This window comes from Marinobacter nanhaiticus D15-8W, from assembly GCF_036511935.1.
In the GTDB taxonomy this organism is placed as follows: domain Bacteria; phylum Pseudomonadota; class Gammaproteobacteria; order Pseudomonadales; family Oleiphilaceae; genus Marinobacter_A; species Marinobacter_A nanhaiticus.
Window position 1 is genome coordinate 3313980 of sequence record NZ_AP028878.1, and the last position, 17607, is coordinate 3331586.

The window sequence follows — 17607 nt, forward strand, 5'->3', positions numbered from 1 at the left end:
CGTCAAATCCGTCAGTCGGTTACGCCTCAGGCTTCCACCAGACGCTCGACGAAGAATTCAAGGTGACCGCGGGGCGATGACGGCAACGGCCAGTTGTCGACCTTCTGCGCCAAGGCCTTGATCGCTAGCGACGCTTTGGCCCGCGGATAGGCATCGAGCACGGCACGCTGCCGCTGTACCGCTTTCTTGACGGCTTCGTCGTAAGGAACCATGCCCACATATTGTAGCGCAACATCCAAGAAGCGCTCGGTTACGCGGGTTAACTTCCCGAAAAGATGCTTGCCTTCCTGCTCGTTGCGGACCTGGTTGGCCAGGATGCGAAAACGGTTGACGCCATAATCACGGTTCATCAGCTTGATGAGCGCGTAGCAATCGGTAATGGATGTGGGTTCGTCGCAGACTACCAGCAACAGTTCCTGCGAGGCCCGGAGAAAACTGACGACGCCCTCGGAAATCCCCGCCGCGGTGTCGACGATCAGTACGTCGATCTGATCGCCAAGCTCGCTGAAGGCATTGATCAGACCCGCATGCTCCATAGCGGTGAGCTGGGTCATGCGCTGGGTGCCGGAGGAGGCAGGCACGATTTTGATGCCGCCAGGACCATCCACCAGGACCTCCCGCAGCTCGCATTCGCCCGACAGCACGTCAGCCAGGTTGTGATGCGCAGTGATGCCCAGCAGTACGTCGATGTTGGCCAGTCCCAGATCGGCGTCCAGAACGACAACACGACGCCCCATTTGGGCCAGGGCGATTGCCAGGTTGACTGAGACGTTGCTCTTGCCAACGCCCCCCTTGCCGCCGGATACGGCAATTACCTGAACCGGGTGTGGTTTACTCATGCCGGATACGGTCTCTCGCGACGATATTGTTGATTGTTGACTGCCGGCCATGAGCCAGCCTTTCAAGGTCTCGATACGACACTGTCGAAGATTCCCTGATTCAGGCTCCTGCTGCAACCATAGCCGTCTCCCGAGCCTCACGCAGCCGCTCTACGCCCAGTCGCACCAGGGGCACTGACTGCGCCGGGTGAATATCTTCAGGGATGCGCTGGCCATCCGTGTAGTAGGCCACCCGAAGCCCCGTTTCCATGGCAAATCCCAGGACTTCGCCGAGGGTCAATGCCTCATCCAGCTTAGTCATGATACACCCGGCAGGCTTGGCCATCTTATAGCAATGCCATGTGGATTTCATAATGCGCGGCTGGCTGGTTGCCGCCAGCACCAGGTACGGCTTGATCGGATGATAGCTGGACGCCAGTTCCTCAAGCTGCTCCTGGTGCCCGCGGTCTGAATGGGTCAGGCCGGCAGTATCGACCAGAACCAAACGCTTGTCCGAGAGATCGTCAAGGATCTGGTCCAGGGTGTGGCTTTCGTCAACGACGCGTACCGGCACGTTAAGGATACGGCCAAACACGAACAGTTGTTCATGGGCAGCGACACGGTAGCGGTCGGTGGTCACCAGCGCCAGGGAATCTGCGCCGTGGCGCAACACATAACGCGCGGCCATCTTACCGATGGTTGTGGTCTTACCGGAGCCTGTCGGACCCACCAAGGCTACGATACCACCCTGCTCCACGATTTCCTGGTCCTGGGTACGCACACCGGCTGCCAGGGTTCGCAGTGACTTTTTCCAGCCTTCTTCGAGACGACCCGAGCCGGAACTTCGGGCCAGGGTCCCCGCCAGCTGACTGGACAGACCGAATTCTTCCAGGCGTTCCGTCAGTCGCTGATGGCTTGCGTCTACTTCCGGTGCAGAGGTCTTCACAACAGGCGCAGCATCGCCCTGGCGGCCATTAACCATATCCCGCAGGGAGTGGATCTCGGCACGCATGGCTTCCAACGCGGCGTGGGTCGGGTCCTGGCTCGGTGCCGCCGCAACGGTCGCCACCTTGGGTTCAGGCGCCGGCTGAGGTGAACGACGCTCGCGAATCTCACGAATACGCTGACGGGAACGACCGAGCTCTTCCTCCAGGCGACGGTGCTGGTCAGCCTGCATCTCAGCCAGGCGTGCGCCGTTGGTCGCCTCAACCGCCGCATTGCCCAAACGCTGGCGCGCCATATTCTCGTCGTAGTCGAGGGCCGTCACGATTTCGACACCGTCATCAACGCGACGATTGGACAGGATGACCGCGTCATCGCCCATCTCGAGCCGAACCATCTTTAGCGCTTGCGACATGGTCGGTGCAAAGAACCGTTTTACCTTCATGATGACTTACCTCCACTGGCGCCGACTCGATCGGGACCTGTTGCTGCTGTCGGCGGCCTATTGCTGACCGACCGACGCTACAATCGTAATCTGTTTGTTATCCGGCACTTCCTGGTAGGCCAGGACATGCAGGCGTTCCACCCCATAGCTGACGAATCGGGCCATGACGTGGCGCAGCGGTCCGGAAACCAACAGGATCGCCGGCTTGCCCATCATCTCCTGACGCTGGGCCGCGTCCTGCAGGGATCGCTGGAGCCTTTCCACCATGTTCGGCTCCAGCACCAGGCCGATATCGTCCTGACCGCCGGATTGTTGACTCTGCTGCATGGACTTTAGCAACATCTGTTCCAACTCCGGATCCAGGGTAATCACCGGGATCTCGGCTTCGTTGCCACAGATGCTCTGGACAATCATCCGGCGCAGGGCCTGACGGGCTGCCGTCGTCAGTGCGCGGGCATCCTGGGTCTTGGGCTGGACGTTGACGATGGCCTCGGCGATGGAACGCATATCGCGGACCGGCACTTCCTCTTTCAGCAGGCTCTGGAGCACCTTCAGCAACAGGCTGATGGAAATGGTATTCGGCACCAGCTCCTCCGCCAGCTTGGGGGACATCTTTTCCAGTTGCTCCAGCCACTTCTGCACTTCCTCGTGGCCGATCAGCTCATGAGCATGTTTCTGCAGGATCTGGTTGAGATGGGTCGCGACCACCGTGCTGGAGTCGACAACCGTGTAGCCCAGGGTTTGTGCCTGATCCTTCTTTTCCGGCTCGATCCAGACGGCCTCCAGACCGAACGCCGGATCCTTGCCGTCGATCCCTTCGACCTTGCCAAAAACCTGACCCGGGTCGATGGCCAGTTCACGATCCGGATGGATCTCCGCCTCGGCGATCGTCACGCCCATCAGGGTGATGCGATAGACGTTGGGCATCAGGTCCAGGTTGTCGCGGATGTGGACCGACGGCATGAGAAAGCCGAGATCCTGGGACAGCTTCTTACGCACGCCCTTGATCCGGGTCAGCAACTGTCCGCCCTGGGAACGATCCACCAGCGGGATCAGGCGGTAACCCACTTCCAGGCCGACGATATCCACCGTGGCTACATCGTCCCAGCCCAATTCCTTCGATTCGGTCGGTCCCGGCAAGGCCTTGCCGCCAGTGTCGCCACCCGGCTGCGGACCCGCTGCCGGTGCCGAGCGAGGCGCTCCACTGCCCCGTGCCGGGAACACGCTCTCGTCCTCTTCCACTTGCTGCTGACGCTTCCAGATGTAGTACGCCAGACCGCCGGCAATTGAACCCAGTCCCAGGAAGGCCACATGCGGCATACCGGGGATAAGGCCAAGAATGATCAGGATGGCGGCGGCAATGCCCAACGCACGCGGCGCGGTAAACATCTGGGACAGGATCTGCTGCCCCATGTCCTGGCTGGTGGTGACACGGGTGACCATGATCGCAGCGGAGGTGGAGAGCAGCAGCGACGGAATCTGCGCCACCAGGCCGTCACCGATGGTCAGCAGCGCATAGCTGCGCATGGCATCGCCGAAGGCCAGCTGGTGCTGGAGCATACCGATGACCACACCACCGATAATGTTGATAAAGAGAATCAGCAGACCGGCGATCGCGTCGCCCTTCACGAATTTACTGGCACCGTCCATGGAGCCGTAGAAGTCCGCCTCCTGGGCAATCTCGGAACGGCGCGCCTTGGCCTCGTCCTGGTTGATCAGCCCGGCGTTCAGGTCGGCATCGATGGCCATCTGCTTGCCTGGCATGGCGTCGAGGGTAAAGCGGGCGCTGACTTCGGAAACACGGCCGGCACCTTTGGTCACAACCATGAAGTTGATGATCATCAGGATGGCAAACACCACCAGACCCACGGCGTAGTTACCGCCGATCAGCACCTCACCGAACGATTCGATCACCTTACCGGCGGCGGCACCGCCTTCGTGACCGTTGAGCAGGACAATCCGGGTCGATGCCACGTTCAAGGCAAGGCGCAACAGCGTCGCCACCAGCAAAACCGTGGGGAACGCGGCAAACTCCATCGGCCGCATGGCATACACACACACCAGCAGGATGACGATAGACAGCGTGATGTTGAAGGTAAACAACACGTCCAGCAGGAAGACCGGCATGGGCAGTATCATCATGCCCAGCAAGGCCATCAGCAGGACCGGAATACCCAGGTTGCCGTTTGTCAGGGATTTGACGTTGTTGAGGACCAGCGCTCTATCCACTACCCGAAGATCTCCACGTGAGCGTGTTAACTCTGGTGCCGTGATGTCGTTTTTTTGACGGCACGACGGTATCTGGGTGGGATAGCGCAATAACCATACCAATGATGTGAAATCTGCAAAAACAGGGCGTTGCCGGGGTATCCCTGACTGACTGGACGCCTCAAGTAAGGTATCCTTGTCGGCATTTTGGAGGCCCCGTAAAGACCTGTGGCGCTCGCCTCAGGACTGGACCACGTCGAGCCCTCCAACCCCGAATAATCCGACGACCGGATAACCTTACGATCGAACAACCTGACGATATAGGTGAGCCATGCCCGTCCATGAGGTGAAGCACCCCCTGATCCGCCATAAACTCGGCCTGATGCGCCGTTCCGATATCAGTACCAAGAATTTTCGTGAACTGGCCCAGGAAGTCGCCGCCCTGCTGACCTATGAAGCCACCCAGGATTTTGTTCTGGAAAAACACACCATAGAAGGCTGGGCCGGGCCGGTTGAAGTGGAACGCCTAAGTGGCAAGAAGGTCACCATCGTACCCATCCTGCGTGCGGGCATGGGGATGCTGGAAGGGGTATTGACCCTGATCCCCGGTGCACGGGTGAGCGTGGTTGGCCAGGTACGGAACGAAGAAACCCTGGAAGCCAGCACCTACCTGGAAAAACTGGTGGGCGAACTCGACCAGCGCCTGGCCATGATCGTCGACCCGATGCTCGCGACAGGCGGCTCGCTCATTTCCACCATCGACTTGCTCAAAAAAGCAGGTAGCACCGAAATCCGTGCCCTGGTGCTGGTGGCCGCACCGGAAGGTATCCAGAAAGTCCAGGAAGCACACCCGGACGTCTCTATCTACACAGCCTCGATCGATGAGCGACTCAACGAGAAAGGTTACATCCTGCCCGGCCTCGGTGATGCCGGCGACAAGATTTTCGGCACCAAGCAAAAGGATCACTGAATATGCAAAGCACCCCGAACGAACCGGTATGGCGCCAGGCCCTGGCCGGCGCCCAGATGTTGCTGGTCGCCTTCGGCGCCCTGGTGCTCATGCCCCTGATTACGGGGATGGATCCCAACGTGGCCCTGTTCACGGCGGGTATCGGCACATTGCTGTTCCAGATCATCACCGGAGGCCAGATCCCTATATTCCTGGCCTCATCCTTCGCGTTCATCGCTCCGATCATCGCCGCCAAGGCCAAATTCGGACTTGAACAGACCCTGGGTGGCCTCGTCGCCGCCGGCGTCCTCTACATGATTCTCAGCGGGCTGGTGAAATGGCGCGGCACCGGCTTCCTTAATCGATTGCTACCACCGGTGGTCATCGGGCCCGTCATTATGGTGATTGGCCTGAGCCTGGCGCCGGTTGCGGTCAATATGGCCATGGGTAAAGCCGGTGATGGCAGCGCCCAGCTGGTGCCCTACACGACCGCCATATGGATCGCCATGGCTTCACTTGCGACCACCATCATCTTTTCGGTGTTCACCACAGGGATCTTCCGGCTCATTCCGATCATGTTCGGCGTGCTGGTCGGCTACGTGCTGTCGGCCGTTGTCGGCATTGTCGACCTCACACCGATCCGTGAAGCCGTATGGCTGGGTCTGCCCAACTTCGTCGCGCCGGAATTCGGCTGGGGCGCGATCCTGTTCATGATTCCCGTCGCCATTGCCCCGGCCGTGGAGCACATCGGCGATATCCTGGCGATCGGCACCGTGACGCGCAAGGACTATCTCAAGAAGCCCGGTTTGCACCGCACCCTGCTGGGGGATGGCGTCGCCACCAGTGCTGCTGCGTTGCTCGGCGGCCCGCCCAACACCACTTATTCGGAAGTGACCGGCGCGGTCATGCTGACCCGCAACTTCAACCCGCGCATCATGATCTGGGCCGCGGTCGTGGCCATTGCCCTCGCCTTTATCGGGAAATTCGGCGCTGCCTTGCAGACCATCCCGGTGCCGGTCATGGGTGGCATCCTATGCCTGCTGTTCGGCTCCATTGCCGTTGTCGGCCTGAACACGCTGATTCGCCATCATGTGGACCTGTCGGAGCCCCGCAACCTGGTGATTGCCGGCGTTACGCTGGTGTTCGGGATTGGCGGCATGGTGATCGGACAGGTGGAAGGGATTGCGCTTTGCGGCTTGGTCGCAATTGGTCTGAACCTGATATTGCCCGGCAGCCAGGCCGCCTGGGGCGATCCGACCATTCCGCAACAACAGGCCTCTGCGCCAGAATAGGCAATACTCCTGAGGCTAAGGAACCCAAGGTCCAGGAGTCAATTTTCTGGACCCATGGTCACTGTGCTGAACCCACCAGGAGACTCCTATGGCCTCGTCGATCGACAGCTCCGGCATTAGTTTTACTGCCCTGTATACAGGCGCGGTCTGGCAACGGCATGGTCTGTCCGAGGAAGGATTGATTCCTGCGTCCGGACAGGCCCTGTACAGCCTGCTAAGCCCTTTTGAAGGTATAAGCCGCATCGTCGCAGGTGGCAGCGTGCGCACCTTCCTGCTCCAGCGTCATCTCATCATCGATCACCTGATCGAAGACGCGGTACAAAACGACGGCGTAGACCAGGTATTGGAGATTGCCTGCGGCCTCTCGCCGCGCGGTATACGACTGCGCCGACATTTTCCGCACCTGAGAATAGTCGAGGCCGATCTGCCTGCCATGGCGACGCGCAAGGCGGCCTTCCTGGCCAGTCGTGGTTTTCTGGGGGAGCACCACCAGGTCCGGCCCCTGGATATCTTTGCCGACTCGGGGCCGCTAAGCCTGGAAACGGTTATCGATGAGCAACTCGACACCAAGCGCCCACTGCTGGTCATCACCGAAGGCCTGACCAGTTATTTTAGCCTCGACGATATCAGCCGTTTCTGGCGGCGGCTGGCCAGCACCCTTTCTCCATGCCCCGGTTCACGCTACATCTCCGAGACCTACCTGCAGCCGCCAAATGGCGTTATCGGCGGCGGCCTCAACATGCTGCGTCAGACACTTGGCGCCATGACCCATGCCCAGGTGAGCTTTCACTTTCGCAACGGGGAAGAGGCGGCCGAATACTTGGCGAGGATGGGGTTCAAGGATGTGGATTCGGAGAATCCGCAAGACTATTACGGATACTTGCCGATCCCTCAAAGCCGTGGGAATCCCCTCGTTCGCATTCTGAACGCAAGAATCTAGCAGAAATCGCAAACTAGCCGTCGCGACGCAAATCGCTGGGAATGGGGAAATTCGGCATACCAGGTCTTTCGCCCTGCCCCTTGCGATAGCGACGCAACTGGTAGAGATAAGCCAACACCTGGGCAATAGCCACGTAGAGACCGTGGGGAATCTCACCGCCAATCTCGGTGTTGTGGTAGACGGCCCGGGTCAGGGGTGGCGTGCGCAATACATCCACCTTGTGCTCACGGGCGATTTCCATGATCTTGAATGCCACCTGGTCAGCGCCCTTGGCGACGACTACAGGCGCGGCCATGGCCTTCTGGTCGTATTTCAGGGCTACCGCGTAATGCTCTGGGTTGGTAATGACCACGTCCGCCGTGGGAACATCCTGCATCATCCGGCGCTGGGCCATCTCCCGCTGCAGTTGGCGGATCCTGCCCTTGACCTCCGGCTTACCTTCCGTGTCCTTGAACTCGTCCTTGACCTCCTGCTTGGTCATACGCAGCTTCTTGTGGTGATCGTAGATCTGGAAAGGCACGTCGATGGCCGCGATGGCGATCATGGCACAGGACATGAAGAAAAAGCTCCAGGCGACCGTCCAGACCACGTGCTCCATCGCCGGGACCGCGGGTTCATCGGCAAGGGCGAGCAGGTCCTCGGTGCGCACGTCGAGAATGAGGAGGGCGATCAGCATCACCAGCGCGACCTTGGCGATCGATTTAATCAGCTCTATTAGCGAACGCACGGAGAACATGCGCTTGAGACCCTTGATCGGGTCCATGCGACTCAACTTCGGCGCCACCGCCTTTCCGCTGAACAGCAGACCGCCCACGCCGATCGGACCGGCGATGGCGGCAATCAATAACAGCACCAGGATAGGTGCCAGGGCCCAGGCCGCCTCTCCGGCAGCGGCGCCGAGCAGCAATCCCATCTGGTTGGTGTCAAAAGCGGCCATTCGATCGAGCTCGAAGCTACTACGCATAATCGCTTCAAGGGATGCGCCAAGGCTGGAGCCAAAAATCAGCAAACCTGCGGCCCCCGCCATCAGCACAGCCATCGTGGCCAATTCACGTGAACGGGCGGTCTGCCCCTCTTCCCGCGCTTTCTCAAGCCTTCGGGGGGTGGCCTCTTCGGTTTTCTCCTGACTGCTATCGTCGTCTTCAGCCATAAACGTCCAGCTTCACTCGAAGGACACTGCCCTCAGGGTAATCCCTGAAGGGAACGCATGAAATCAAAGGTTTCCCTGGAGTATTGGTCGAAATGCGGCAGGAAGTCCGCATGCAGCACCCAAATGGCAAACAGGCCGAAAAGCAGGCCGATGGGAAAGCCCAGTGCAAAGATATTCAGTTGGGGGGCCGCCCGGGTCATCACCCCGAAAGCAATGTAGACAATCAGTACCGCAGTTATCGCCGGCAGCGCCAGCAGCATCGCCGAAACGAACATCCAGCTGATGTGGTTCGCCAGGTCCCAATAGGCATTCTGGCCCAATCCTGTGGTACCAATCGGGATCGTGCGGAAACTCTCGATAAAGACCTCAAACGCCACCAGGTGACCGTTCATGGCCAGGAAAAGCAGGGTCACGGTGATCGTGTAGACCTGGGACAGCGTCGGTACGTTGACGCCATTAGCCGGATCCACCATCGAGGCAAACCCCAAGCCCATCTGCATGGCGATCATCTGACCGGCAATGACGAAAAGCTGGAACAGCGCCGTGAGCACGAAGCCCAACCCGACACCGATCATGATCTGCTGCAGCGTAATGACAACAGCGTCGCCGGTAAGGGCATCGACGGTAGGGACCGGACCAATCATCGGCACCACCAGCACGGTCATCAGCAACGCCAGCCCCAGGCGAATACGGGCGGGGACCAGCCCGGCGCCGACGAAAGGAATCACCATCATGAAACTGGCAATGCGGAACAGCGGCCACAGGTGCTGTCCCACCCACTGTCCGATCATGTCCGCCGATGCTTCAGCGCCCATGGTCAGCCGATCAGGTAGGGAATGCGCATGATCAGGTTCTCAGCATGCTCGATCAGCGTGGTGAGCATCCAGGGCCCGGCGAAGATGATCATGAGCAGTGTGACGATCAGGCGCGGCAGGAAACTCAGGGTTTGTTCGTTGATCTGTGTCGCTGCCTGGAAGGTACTGACCACCAGACCGATCGCCAAGCCCGGGCCGATGATGATCGCCGACAGGAGGACGATCAGCCACAGCGCTTCGCGCATGATGTCGATAACCGTTTCCGGTGTCATGAGGATTCTCCTCCCGGCTATATGCCGTAACTGGACGCTAGGGTACCCATGATCAGGGCCCAGCCGTCGACCAGTACGAACAACATGATCTTGAACGGCAGCGAGATGATGATCGGCGACAGCATCATCATCCCCATGGCCATCAGCACGCTTGCCACCACCATGTCGATGATGAGGAACGGAATAAACAGGATGAAACCGATCTGGAATGCGGTCTTGAGCTCGCTGGTAACGAAGGCAGGCATCAGCACCCAGAAGGAAACCTCCTCAGGACTCGCCGCCTGCTCCCCGGAAATGCGCATGAACAGTCCCAGGTCGGACTCCCGGGTCTGCGCCAGCATGAATTCGCGGAAGGGCTGACTGGCCCGCTCCACAGCCTCCAACGGCGCGATTTCTTCGGCGATGTAGGGCTGTAATGCCTCTTGGTTTACCTCTTCCAGAACCGGACGCATGATAAAAATAGTCAGGAACAGGGTCAGACCCAGCAGGATCTGGTTCGACGGTGTCGACTGCAAACCCAGCGCCTGGCGCAGGATGGCAAAGACGATGATGATCCGGGTAAAGGAGGTCATCATCATCAGCATGGCCGGCAGGAACGTCAGCGCCGTCATCAGCGCCAGGATCTGCAGGGTGACGGAATATTCCTGGGTTTCCTCAGCGTCTCCCGGCGTTACGGTAACGGCGGGAATGCCGGGGATATCGGCCTGGGCCGGAAGGGTAAGCAACAACAGCGGGACCAATCGCAACAACAACGGCAAGAGGCGAAACGGCTGGGTCACGCATCACCTCCGCGATCGCCCCGGTTGGTCGCCGAGCGGTCGCCCCAGTTTCGTCCGATCATCGCCTGGAGGCGCTTGGCGAAGTCCCCTTCGATACGGCCGGATTCGGTAACCACCGGCTCGTCGAATACATGGAGCGTGCGAATGGCAGAAGGCGTAATACCCACCAGGATTTGTGTGCCGCCCACGTCGACCAACACGATTCGCTCGCGGGCGCCGACCGACAGTACGCTGACAATACGCATCGCCTGGCTATTGATGCCCGTGAGTCCATTCATACGCTTGACCAGCCAGGCGCAACCGAAGATCAGCGCAATAACGGCAACCAGACCAGCACCCAGGCTGAGCAGCGACACCAGACTGTCTGGTCCCTGGCCGCTGACCGAACCGCCGGATGCGGTCTCCTCCGCCAGCAGTGGCATACTCGCCAGGAGCAGCCCGAAAGCAAGGACAGGTCTCACGATGATTCCTCCGGGCCGGGAAACGGCAGGTTACCGTTCCGGTCTTGCATTGTTATTTGTTGAATCCAGTTATTTGTTGAATCCAGTTATTTGCCGAACATTCTTATTTACAGAATCCGTACATTCGACAGACGGGCTCGGCAAAGACTATTTTGACAGACGCTTGATACGTTCGCCCGGACTGATCACATCGGTCAGGCGAATACCAAATTTCTCGTTGACCATCACCACCTCACCGTGGGCGATAAGCGTACCGTTGACCAATACGTCAAGCGGCTCACCCGCCAGACGGTCCAGCTCGATGACCGAGCCCTGGTTCAGCTGAAGAAGGTTACGGATGGGAATCTGGGTGTTGCCCACTTCCATCGAGATCGTAACCGGAATGTCCAGGATGACATCCAGATCCGGTGCCGGGCCGGTACCGGTTTGCGGCGTGTCTTCATCGAACTCTTCCATCGGCGCAGCCGTCACCGATTTGCCGGCACCCTCGCCGGCTTCCTCCATAGCCGCAGCCCACTCATCGTCATGGTCGTCGCCATCGGCTTCTCCAGCCTCACCGGTTTCAGACATGGCCGCTTCCCACTCGGCAGCGAGTTTCTCGTCCTCGCTCATTTCGTTTTCGCCTGATTTGTTCTGGTCTTCAGCCATGCCTGTTCACCTTGAATTGCTTCTTTACTTTGGGACGCGTAGCACGCTCGGTGACCCGTAGCGCCAGGTTGCCGTCCCGGGTACCCAGTTGGGCCTTGTAGATGGGGATGCCGTTAGCCGTCATGGTGAGGTCGCCCTCCAGCTCGATCGGAATAACGTCACCGGCCTTGAGCTTCGCCACCTCTCGCAGGGACATCCGGCGTCGACACACGGTTGCGTTGACGGGTACATTGACCGCCTTGATGTCTTCCTGCAAGGCGTTGACCCAGCGCTCGTCCACTTCGTCGATATCGCTCTGCACACCTGCGTCGAGCACGTCGCGTATGGGCTCTATCATGGAATACGGCAACGCCATATGCAGCTCGCCGCCGCCTCCGTCCAGCTCGATATGGAAGGTGCTGATCACCACCACTTCACTCGGGCTGACGATATTCGCCATGGCCGGATTCACTTCAGAGTTTATGTACTCGAATTCCACTTTGAGCACCGCGTTCCAGGCTTCCCGCATATCCTGAAAAACCTGGTTCAGCATCATCTGCACGATGCGGGTTTCGGTGGGCGTGAACTCCCGCCCCTCTATCTTGGCGTGGCGGCCTTCACCACCGAAGAAGTTATCAACCAGCTTGAACACCAGCTTGGCGTCCAGGATAAACAGGCCGGTGCCCCGCAGGGGACGCATCTTCACCAGGTTGAGACTGGTAGGCACATAAAGGGTGTGGATGTACTCGCCAAACTTCATGATCTGTACGCCGCCAGTGGAGACGTCCGCGTTGCGGCGCAGCAGGTTGAACAAACTGATACGGGTGTAGCGGGCGAAACGCTCGTTGATCATCTCGAGGGTCGGCATCCGCCCGCGGACGATGCGGTCCTGGCTCGCCAGGTCATACGATTTGACGCCCGCCTCGTCTGCATCGTCGTAGGTGTCGATGTCACCGTCGTCGACGCCGTGCAACAGCGCGTCGATTTCGTCTTGTGACAGTAAGTCCTGCATACCTGTAATCCGACCTCGATGGTTGCCCGGTGGACGACCGGATGGATGGCATCGCCGGTTTATGTGCCCGGCCCTGCCGCAGTTCTCTTCAAAACGTTATTGTCTCAAACAATCTCTTCACGACACTCGCAAAATCTACTGCAATACGAAATTCTCGAACAGGATACTGTCAATCGGTTCGGCGCTTTCCTGTTCCAATACCGTGTTGACGGTGGCCAGCGCCTCATCGAGCAGCTTCTGCTTGCCCTCGGGGGTCTGCATGGCCTGGAAATCCTGCGCGCCGAACAATGTCAGCAGACGACTGCGAATCAGGGGCATATGGGTCTGCGCGGCGTCGAGCGCCGCCTGATTGCGACTCTGCAGGGCGACGAAAATCTGCATGTAGCGCTGTCGCCCGTCCGTGGATAGGGTGACGATAAACGGCTTGTCGATGGAATAGTAGAGACTGGGCGTGAACGCTTCCTCAGCCGCAGCTTCGGAATCGTCTTCTTGCGCTGCACCGTCATCGGATTTCAGGAACCAGAGGGTGCCTGCAACCGACAGCGCGACGGCCAGCACGATAATGACGACCAGGCCAATAATGAGTTTGAGTTTACCCTTCTTGCCCGCAGGCGCCTGCTCCGAATTTTCTGCCATAGTCCACAACAGTCAGTTTATTGTCATCGCACGAATACGCCCGGATCTTGAGCAAGAACCAGGCCAGTCTGAAAAGACCAGCCCGTATCTCCGGCCACCGGGAGCCGCAGTCTACCCATCGTTCCAGACACGTTGATAAAACAGAAGTTTAGCGTCTGTACCGAAAGACATAAACCACGGTCTGCCGGGTCAGCGATTCACAGTGCCTGATCAGGCGTAGAGATCCACCTCGCCACGCCAGCTCAAGTCCAGGCTTCCCCCCGCCAAAGGTTCGTCCACGACCTCAAGTTCAGCGTCGGCACCTCGACCATAACCACGACCGCCGGAGCCTCCTTCTTCAGCCAAATCCTGCTGCGCCCCCTGATCCGAGGATTCGGCGGAAACCTCGAATTTCTCCAGGTTGAGACCATTCTCCTGAAGCATATCCCGCAGGCGGTGGCCGTTGAGTTCAAGCTGATCACGTACGGCTGAATGGGTAGCGTGGACCGTCACATGCGCCTGGTCGTGCTGAACCTGAACGCGCACCTCGAGCGGACCGAGATCCGGCGGCGTGATATGGATTTCCGCCGCAGACATGCGCTGACTGGTCAGCCAGGCGAGCTTACCGGCGACCTTTTCGCCCCACTGCGCGTGCTGGACCGGCAACTCCACGCTGGTGGAGTAGCTCTTCAGCGTAGCCATGGACTCGCGCCCTTCCAAACCGCGCTGCAAGGCCGTTGCAGGGTTCTGCTGGGACGATGTCTCGCCACTACCCTGGAAACGGGCCAACTGGCCCGAAAAATCCACGGCCTTGCCGTCCGCGCCTAAAGCGGTCTTCCCCGCCAGCAATCCTAATTGTTCGCCCTTCATGCCCAGCAGCGAGTCTCCGCTACCGGCACCTGCACCCTGTTGCTGAGGCTGCATCATCAACTTGTCCAACACCGTACCCGATGTGGGCGGTAGCCCGGTACCCTTTGCGTTGGCGCCGACAGTCAGACCGTTCACGGCCTGAGCTCCCGTTTCCTGCTGGCCAGGTACCGAGAACAGCATCGGCAGTACTTCATCACCGGTCACGCTGTCCTGCTCGGCGGCCTGCTCTCCTGCTGCACCACTCTTGTTGTCAGAGGCATTGTCGTCAGCGCTTCCTCGGTTGGAGCCCTGGCCGCCAGACGTATTATCCTCTGCCTTTGCAGTCTCTGGCCTCTCTTCAGCCTTATCCGCATGTTCCGACTGCTTGGCTCGGCTTTCTTCCAGCCGGTCCTGCTCGGCCTGCCGGCTGGCTACGCGGTTGTCTTCGGCGCGTTGATCGGCGCGATCCTGCCGCGCCTCTTTCCGCTCCAATCGCGCCTTTTCACGGGCGGATACCTCGTCAAACCGCTCCGCCGAACGCTCACTTTCCGACGTAGAGCCTTGACGCTCAATCGATTTTTCAGGTGTGGGTGACACGGGCGTCAGCACCATTCCAGACATGGCAACCCCTTGCCGCTTGGGCTTAGATCAAACAGTTAACGGGGTTACAGCAATATAGGTGCCAAATTGCGGGATAGCGGGTGCGGAAGCATCGCGGTGAAGAGCTGCGACCTTCGTAGCGGCGAACCTATCGAACCAGTGTTCTCTCGAGCAGTTGTCGAACCATGGAGAATTCGCTCTGGATATCGTCCAGAATATGCACGGCCTCATCGAGCCTTTCTTCCTTCCCAGCCAGCTCGGCATCCCCGCACAAAGCCCCGAGGCGCGGGGCCCCGATGTTGATGCAGCTACCCTTGAAGCTATGGGCAGATTTGGTGAAGCTTTCCGCGTCCCGCTCCTGCAACGAGGCACGTAGCGTATCGACCCGCTGGCTGGAGTCACTCAGGTAAGTCCGGATCAATACATCAAACTCATCCTCCATGACTTCCCGGAGCTCCGCCAGGGCTTCGTCATCAAGATGTGGTTTGTCGTTCATGATCGTCTCCTTACAGATTGCCTAGCGCGGGTCGTAATATGCATTCAGCTCAGGCGGCACATGTCTGCTACAGGCTCACCTCAATAGACTTCACGTCAGGCCAGGCTTGGCGGTTCCCTGGAATCGATCGTCCAACGGTAAACCACTTCAACCTCGTTCCCTCTTCCCTGGTGAGTCAGCGACTCGCAGAGCTGATGGAGCAACGCCAGGCCACGACCAGCGTAACCGTCCTGTCTCAAGGAGGACAATCCTCCGTCAGTATAGTCAAAGCCACTTCCGCTATCGCTGCAGTACACTTTGAGTACGCCGCCCTTGTCACCGGTCTCGTGTTCCAGGCGAAAACGTACCGCATCTTCCCTGTCGGCGCTACGCAATCGCCGTTCCCGCTCGGCGTAGTAGCGGCCGAAGCCTTCCGGAGAGCTCTTCCAACTCGAGGGCAACTCAAGCACCCCGTGCTCCAGGGCATTGGTATAGAGTTCTGAGAGGATAGTGTAGATCTCGCCACTGCGACGGCGCAGGCCAGGGACTTCCATGCAGATATGCAGCAGTAATGGCAGGGGATTGAAATGCGAGAGGGTTTCTCCCGATACCTCATATTCACAAGTCCAGCGGGACGGACCACTGAGCGCCGACTGGGTCACTCGTAGCGGCAATTCTTCCAGTACATTCGAGGCGACCACATCCACCGAGACCAGGGTCAGGTCATCCCGGATTTCCTCCGAGCCGGTAAATGTCCGGATAGCTGCCAGCACGGCTTCGAGCGGCGTCTCGTCTTCAGCCCTGGTTTCGAGCACGTCAGCCAACCGCGCCTCGCCGAACATTTCTCCCATGGCGTTGGTCGCTTCCGGAACACCGTCGGTGACGAACAGCACCGTGTCCCCCTCTTCTATCTTTGCCGTGTCCACCTCGGCGGAAAAACGATCGCCGGACACGACGCCCAGCGGCAGGTGCCGCGACGGCATGCGAAGCGGGCCATGGTTATGGCGCATCAGGAAACCGCCCGGCAGGCCGCCGTTCCAGAAGGTCAGGTTGCCCAGGTGAAAATCAAGCTCAAGGAAAGCGGCGCAGCAGAACATATCGGTGGGTAGGATGCGCCAAAGCTTCTGATTGATCTCCCGAAGGATGTCGCCAATCAGGAAACCCTTGCTGGTCATGCCGTAGAAGATTTCCGCGACCGGCATGGCACCGATAGCGGCGGGCAAACCGTGGCCGGTAAAATCGCCGATCAGGATGTTCATGCCACCGGATGGGCGGGGGCAGGCGAAAAGCACATCACCGTTGAATACCGACAGGGGCGAGGCGTGATAGCGGATGTTGGGCGCATCGAGGCAGCCAGTATGGGCGATATTGTCAAAAACCCGGCGGGCAATGGTCTGCTCTTTCACCAGCTGTTCGTTGCGGTCCCGGATTAGGTCGCGCTGTCGGCTCAGCGTGCCGTGCATCAACCGCATACGATTGAAGGCATTGATCTTGGCTTCGATAATGACGCGATTGTATGGCTTCGAGAGGAAGTCATCGCCACCGGCTTCGAGACAGCGGGCCAGGGCATCGGCATCGGAGAGAGAGGTCAGGAAAATGATCGGCACCAGCTCTTCACCAGCCAATGCCTTGATATGGCGCGCAGCCTCCATACCGTCCATGCCAGGCATCATCACGTCCAGCAGGACAATTTGGGGCTTGAAGCTTCGAAAGCTCTCGACGGCCTCAACCCCGTCGGCCGCCGTCATCACGTCATGGCCCTGACGGCGGACCATCGTTTTCAGGATCAGGCGATCGCTTTCGCTGTCGTCGGCAATCAGGATGCGAAGAGGCTGCGCATCCGTATCCGCGTCGTCCAAGACAAAGCTTCTCCGTTCTGCTTGTGTTATGCCGCTATCGTCGCCACTTTGGCGCTCTTCATCGTGGCGACTGCTGGCTGGAAAGCTCTATTGGCCCAAAAGCTCTGGTTGAAAGATAATTCTACTTGATAGAGAAAAGTTGCTCGAAATTTGAAATACTGAGAATGCGCCGGACATCATTATTACAGTTCTCAATCCGGACCCGACCTGCATCTCCGCCAGCATAGTCCCTCAGTAACAGCAGCATGCCCAGGGCTGAACTGTCCAGATAGGTGGTGTCCGACATATCGATGACATAGTCGCTCACCTCCTGGTCGCCATGTTCGTACGCGTCGCGGAAACTCTGGTGAGAGCTGAAGTCGAATCGTCCCTCGATACTGATAATCAGCGTGCGTCCGTCCTCACTTCGCCGCGTGTGGATTGCCATGCGGTGTCCTCCATCGATGCCTCAGCCTGTGGTTTTGGAAAAAAGAGTAACTGGGATTATCCGTTCGTTCTT

General features: G+C 59.0%; 18 protein-coding genes. 3 read left to right on the plus strand and 15 right to left on the minus strand.

Annotated elements, in window-relative coordinates; all coding sequences use genetic code 11:
* Window positions 1-26: 26 nt before the first annotated feature.
* From RE428_RS14700 to flhA, 3 genes are all read right to left on the minus strand, one after another.
* A complete protein-coding gene (locus tag RE428_RS14700) occupies window positions 27-839 on the minus strand; it encodes a MinD/ParA family protein (protein WP_040883703.1) in 813 nt (270 codons plus the stop codon).
* Window positions 840-939: 100 nt separating this feature from the next.
* Complete coding sequence (flhF, locus tag RE428_RS14705) at window positions 940-2205, minus strand: flagellar biosynthesis GTPase FlhF (RefSeq protein ID WP_004582820.1); 1266 nt, start codon at window positions 2203-2205, stop codon at window positions 940-942.
* A 57-nt stretch (window positions 2206-2262) separates the two neighbouring features.
* Window positions 2263-4362, minus strand: a complete 2100-nt coding sequence (gene flhA / locus RE428_RS14710; protein WP_406564741.1) for a flagellar biosynthesis protein FlhA — start codon at window positions 4360-4362, stop codon at window positions 2263-2265.
* 382 nt (window positions 4363-4744) lie between these two features.
* Here flhA and upp point away from each other — a divergent pair, with 382 nt between their 5' ends.
* The 3 genes from upp to RE428_RS14725 all read left to right on the plus strand — a co-directional run bounded on the left by upp (window position 4745) and on the right by RE428_RS14725 (window position 7594).
* Window positions 4745-5383 (plus strand): uracil phosphoribosyltransferase, encoded by a 639-nt coding sequence (gene upp / locus RE428_RS14715; protein WP_004582818.1) that lies wholly within the window; start codon window positions 4745-4747, stop codon window positions 5381-5383.
* A 2-nt stretch (window positions 5384-5385) separates the two neighbouring features.
* Entirely contained in the window at window positions 5386-6654 is a 1269-nt protein-coding gene (locus RE428_RS14720) for a uracil-xanthine permease family protein (protein ID WP_004582817.1), read from the plus strand.
* Window positions 6655-6742: 88 nt separating this feature from the next.
* Window positions 6743-7594 (plus strand): class I SAM-dependent methyltransferase, encoded by an 852-nt coding sequence (locus tag RE428_RS14725; protein WP_004582816.1) that lies wholly within the window; start codon window positions 6743-6745, stop codon window positions 7592-7594.
* Window positions 7595-7607: 13 nt separating this feature from the next.
* Here the strand turns inward: RE428_RS14725 and flhB are convergent, their stop codons facing one another.
* The 12 genes from flhB to RE428_RS14785 form a co-directional block, all read right to left on the minus strand.
* Complete coding sequence (gene flhB, locus RE428_RS14730) at window positions 7608-8744, minus strand: flagellar biosynthesis protein FlhB (RefSeq protein WP_004582815.1); 1137 nt, start codon at window positions 8742-8744, stop codon at window positions 7608-7610.
* A 32-nt stretch (window positions 8745-8776) separates the two neighbouring features.
* On the minus strand, window positions 8777-9559 hold the full coding sequence (gene fliR / locus RE428_RS14735; RefSeq protein WP_004582814.1) for a flagellar biosynthetic protein FliR: 783 nt from the start codon (window positions 9557-9559) through the stop codon (window positions 8777-8779).
* 2 nt (window positions 9560-9561) lie between these two features.
* Window positions 9562-9831 carry a flagellar biosynthesis protein FliQ gene (fliQ, locus tag RE428_RS14740; RefSeq protein ID WP_004582813.1) on the minus strand — a complete coding sequence of 90 codons (270 nt, stop codon included), beginning with the start codon at window positions 9829-9831 and terminating at the stop codon, window positions 9562-9564.
* Window positions 9832-9848: 17 nt separating this feature from the next.
* Window positions 9849-10610, minus strand: coding sequence for a flagellar type III secretion system pore protein FliP (gene fliP, locus RE428_RS14745; RefSeq protein WP_004582812.1), 762 nt, complete (start codon window positions 10608-10610; stop codon window positions 9849-9851).
* Window positions 10607-11071, minus strand: a complete 465-nt coding sequence (fliO, locus tag RE428_RS14750) for a flagellar biosynthetic protein FliO (RefSeq protein ID WP_004582811.1) — start codon at window positions 11069-11071, stop codon at window positions 10607-10609. Before fliO ends, fliP begins: the two co-directional genes overlap by 4 nt.
* Before the next feature lie 147 nt (window positions 11072-11218).
* Complete coding sequence (gene fliN / locus RE428_RS14755; RefSeq protein WP_004582810.1) at window positions 11219-11719, minus strand: flagellar motor switch protein FliN; 501 nt, start codon at window positions 11717-11719, stop codon at window positions 11219-11221.
* Window positions 11712-12710 carry a flagellar motor switch protein FliM gene (gene fliM / locus RE428_RS14760; RefSeq protein ID WP_004582809.1) on the minus strand — a complete coding sequence of 333 codons (999 nt, stop codon included), beginning with the start codon at window positions 12708-12710 and terminating at the stop codon, window positions 11712-11714. Before fliM ends, fliN begins: the two co-directional genes overlap by 8 nt.
* Window positions 12711-12845: 135 nt before the next feature.
* Window positions 12846-13346, minus strand: a complete 501-nt coding sequence (locus RE428_RS14765) for a flagellar basal body-associated FliL family protein (protein WP_004582808.1) — start codon at window positions 13344-13346, stop codon at window positions 12846-12848.
* Window positions 13347-13556: 210 nt separating this feature from the next.
* Window positions 13557-14795: a flagellar hook-length control protein FliK gene (locus tag RE428_RS14770; RefSeq protein WP_081614656.1), complete on the minus strand. Its 1239-nt coding sequence runs from the start codon at window positions 14793-14795 to the stop codon at window positions 13557-13559.
* Window positions 14796-14922: 127 nt separating this feature from the next.
* On the minus strand, window positions 14923-15270 hold the full coding sequence (locus RE428_RS14775) for an Hpt domain-containing protein (protein ID WP_004582806.1): 348 nt from the start codon (window positions 15268-15270) through the stop codon (window positions 14923-14925).
* A 95-nt stretch (window positions 15271-15365) separates the two neighbouring features.
* Entirely contained in the window at window positions 15366-17108 is a 1743-nt protein-coding gene (locus RE428_RS14780) for a SpoIIE family protein phosphatase (protein ID WP_004582805.1), read from the minus strand.
* Window positions 17109-17229: 121 nt separating this feature from the next.
* Entirely contained in the window at window positions 17230-17535 is a 306-nt protein-coding gene (locus tag RE428_RS14785; protein ID WP_004582804.1) for an STAS domain-containing protein, read from the minus strand.
* Window positions 17536-17607 lie beyond the last annotated feature (72 nt).

Excerpts from the sequence above, each read along its gene's own strand:
- RE428_RS14700 (WP_040883703.1), bottom strand. The coding sequence starts at position 839 with ATGAGTAAACCACACCCGGTTCAGGTAATTGCCGTATCCGGCGGCAAG.
- flhF (WP_004582820.1), bottom strand. The coding sequence starts at position 2,205 with ATGAAGGTAAAACGGTTCTTTGCACCGACCATGTCGCAAGCGCTAAAG.
- flhA (WP_406564741.1), bottom strand. The coding sequence starts at position 4,362 with ATGGCCTTGCTGGGCATGATGATACTGCCCATGCCGGTCTTCCTGCTG.
- upp (WP_004582818.1), top strand. The coding sequence starts at position 4,745 with ATGCCCGTCCATGAGGTGAAGCACCCCCTGATCCGCCATAAACTCGGC.
- RE428_RS14720 (WP_004582817.1), top strand. The coding sequence starts at position 5,386 with ATGCAAAGCACCCCGAACGAACCGGTATGGCGCCAGGCCCTGGCCGGC.
- RE428_RS14725 (WP_004582816.1), top strand. The coding sequence starts at position 6,743 with ATGGCCTCGTCGATCGACAGCTCCGGCATTAGTTTTACTGCCCTGTAT.
- flhB (WP_004582815.1), bottom strand. The coding sequence starts at position 8,744 with ATGGCTGAAGACGACGATAGCAGTCAGGAGAAAACCGAAGAGGCCACC.
- fliR (WP_004582814.1), bottom strand. The coding sequence starts at position 9,559 with ATGGGCGCTGAAGCATCGGCGGACATGATCGGACAGTGGGTGGGACAG.
- fliQ (WP_004582813.1), bottom strand. The coding sequence starts at position 9,831 with ATGACACCGGAAACGGTTATCGACATCATGCGCGAAGCGCTGTGGCTG.
- fliN (WP_004582810.1), bottom strand. The coding sequence starts at position 11,719 with ATGGCTGAAGACCAGAACAAATCAGGCGAAAACGAAATGAGCGAGGAC.
- fliM (WP_004582809.1), bottom strand. The coding sequence starts at position 12,710 with ATGCAGGACTTACTGTCACAAGACGAAATCGACGCGCTGTTGCACGGC.
- RE428_RS14765 (WP_004582808.1), bottom strand. The coding sequence starts at position 13,346 with ATGGCAGAAAATTCGGAGCAGGCGCCTGCGGGCAAGAAGGGTAAACTC.
- RE428_RS14770 (WP_081614656.1), bottom strand. The coding sequence starts at position 14,795 with ATGTCTGGAATGGTGCTGACGCCCGTGTCACCCACACCTGAAAAATCG.
- RE428_RS14775 (WP_004582806.1), bottom strand. The coding sequence starts at position 15,270 with ATGAACGACAAACCACATCTTGATGACGAAGCCCTGGCGGAGCTCCGG.
- RE428_RS14785 (WP_004582804.1), bottom strand. The coding sequence starts at position 17,535 with ATGGCAATCCACACGCGGCGAAGTGAGGACGGACGCACGCTGATTATC.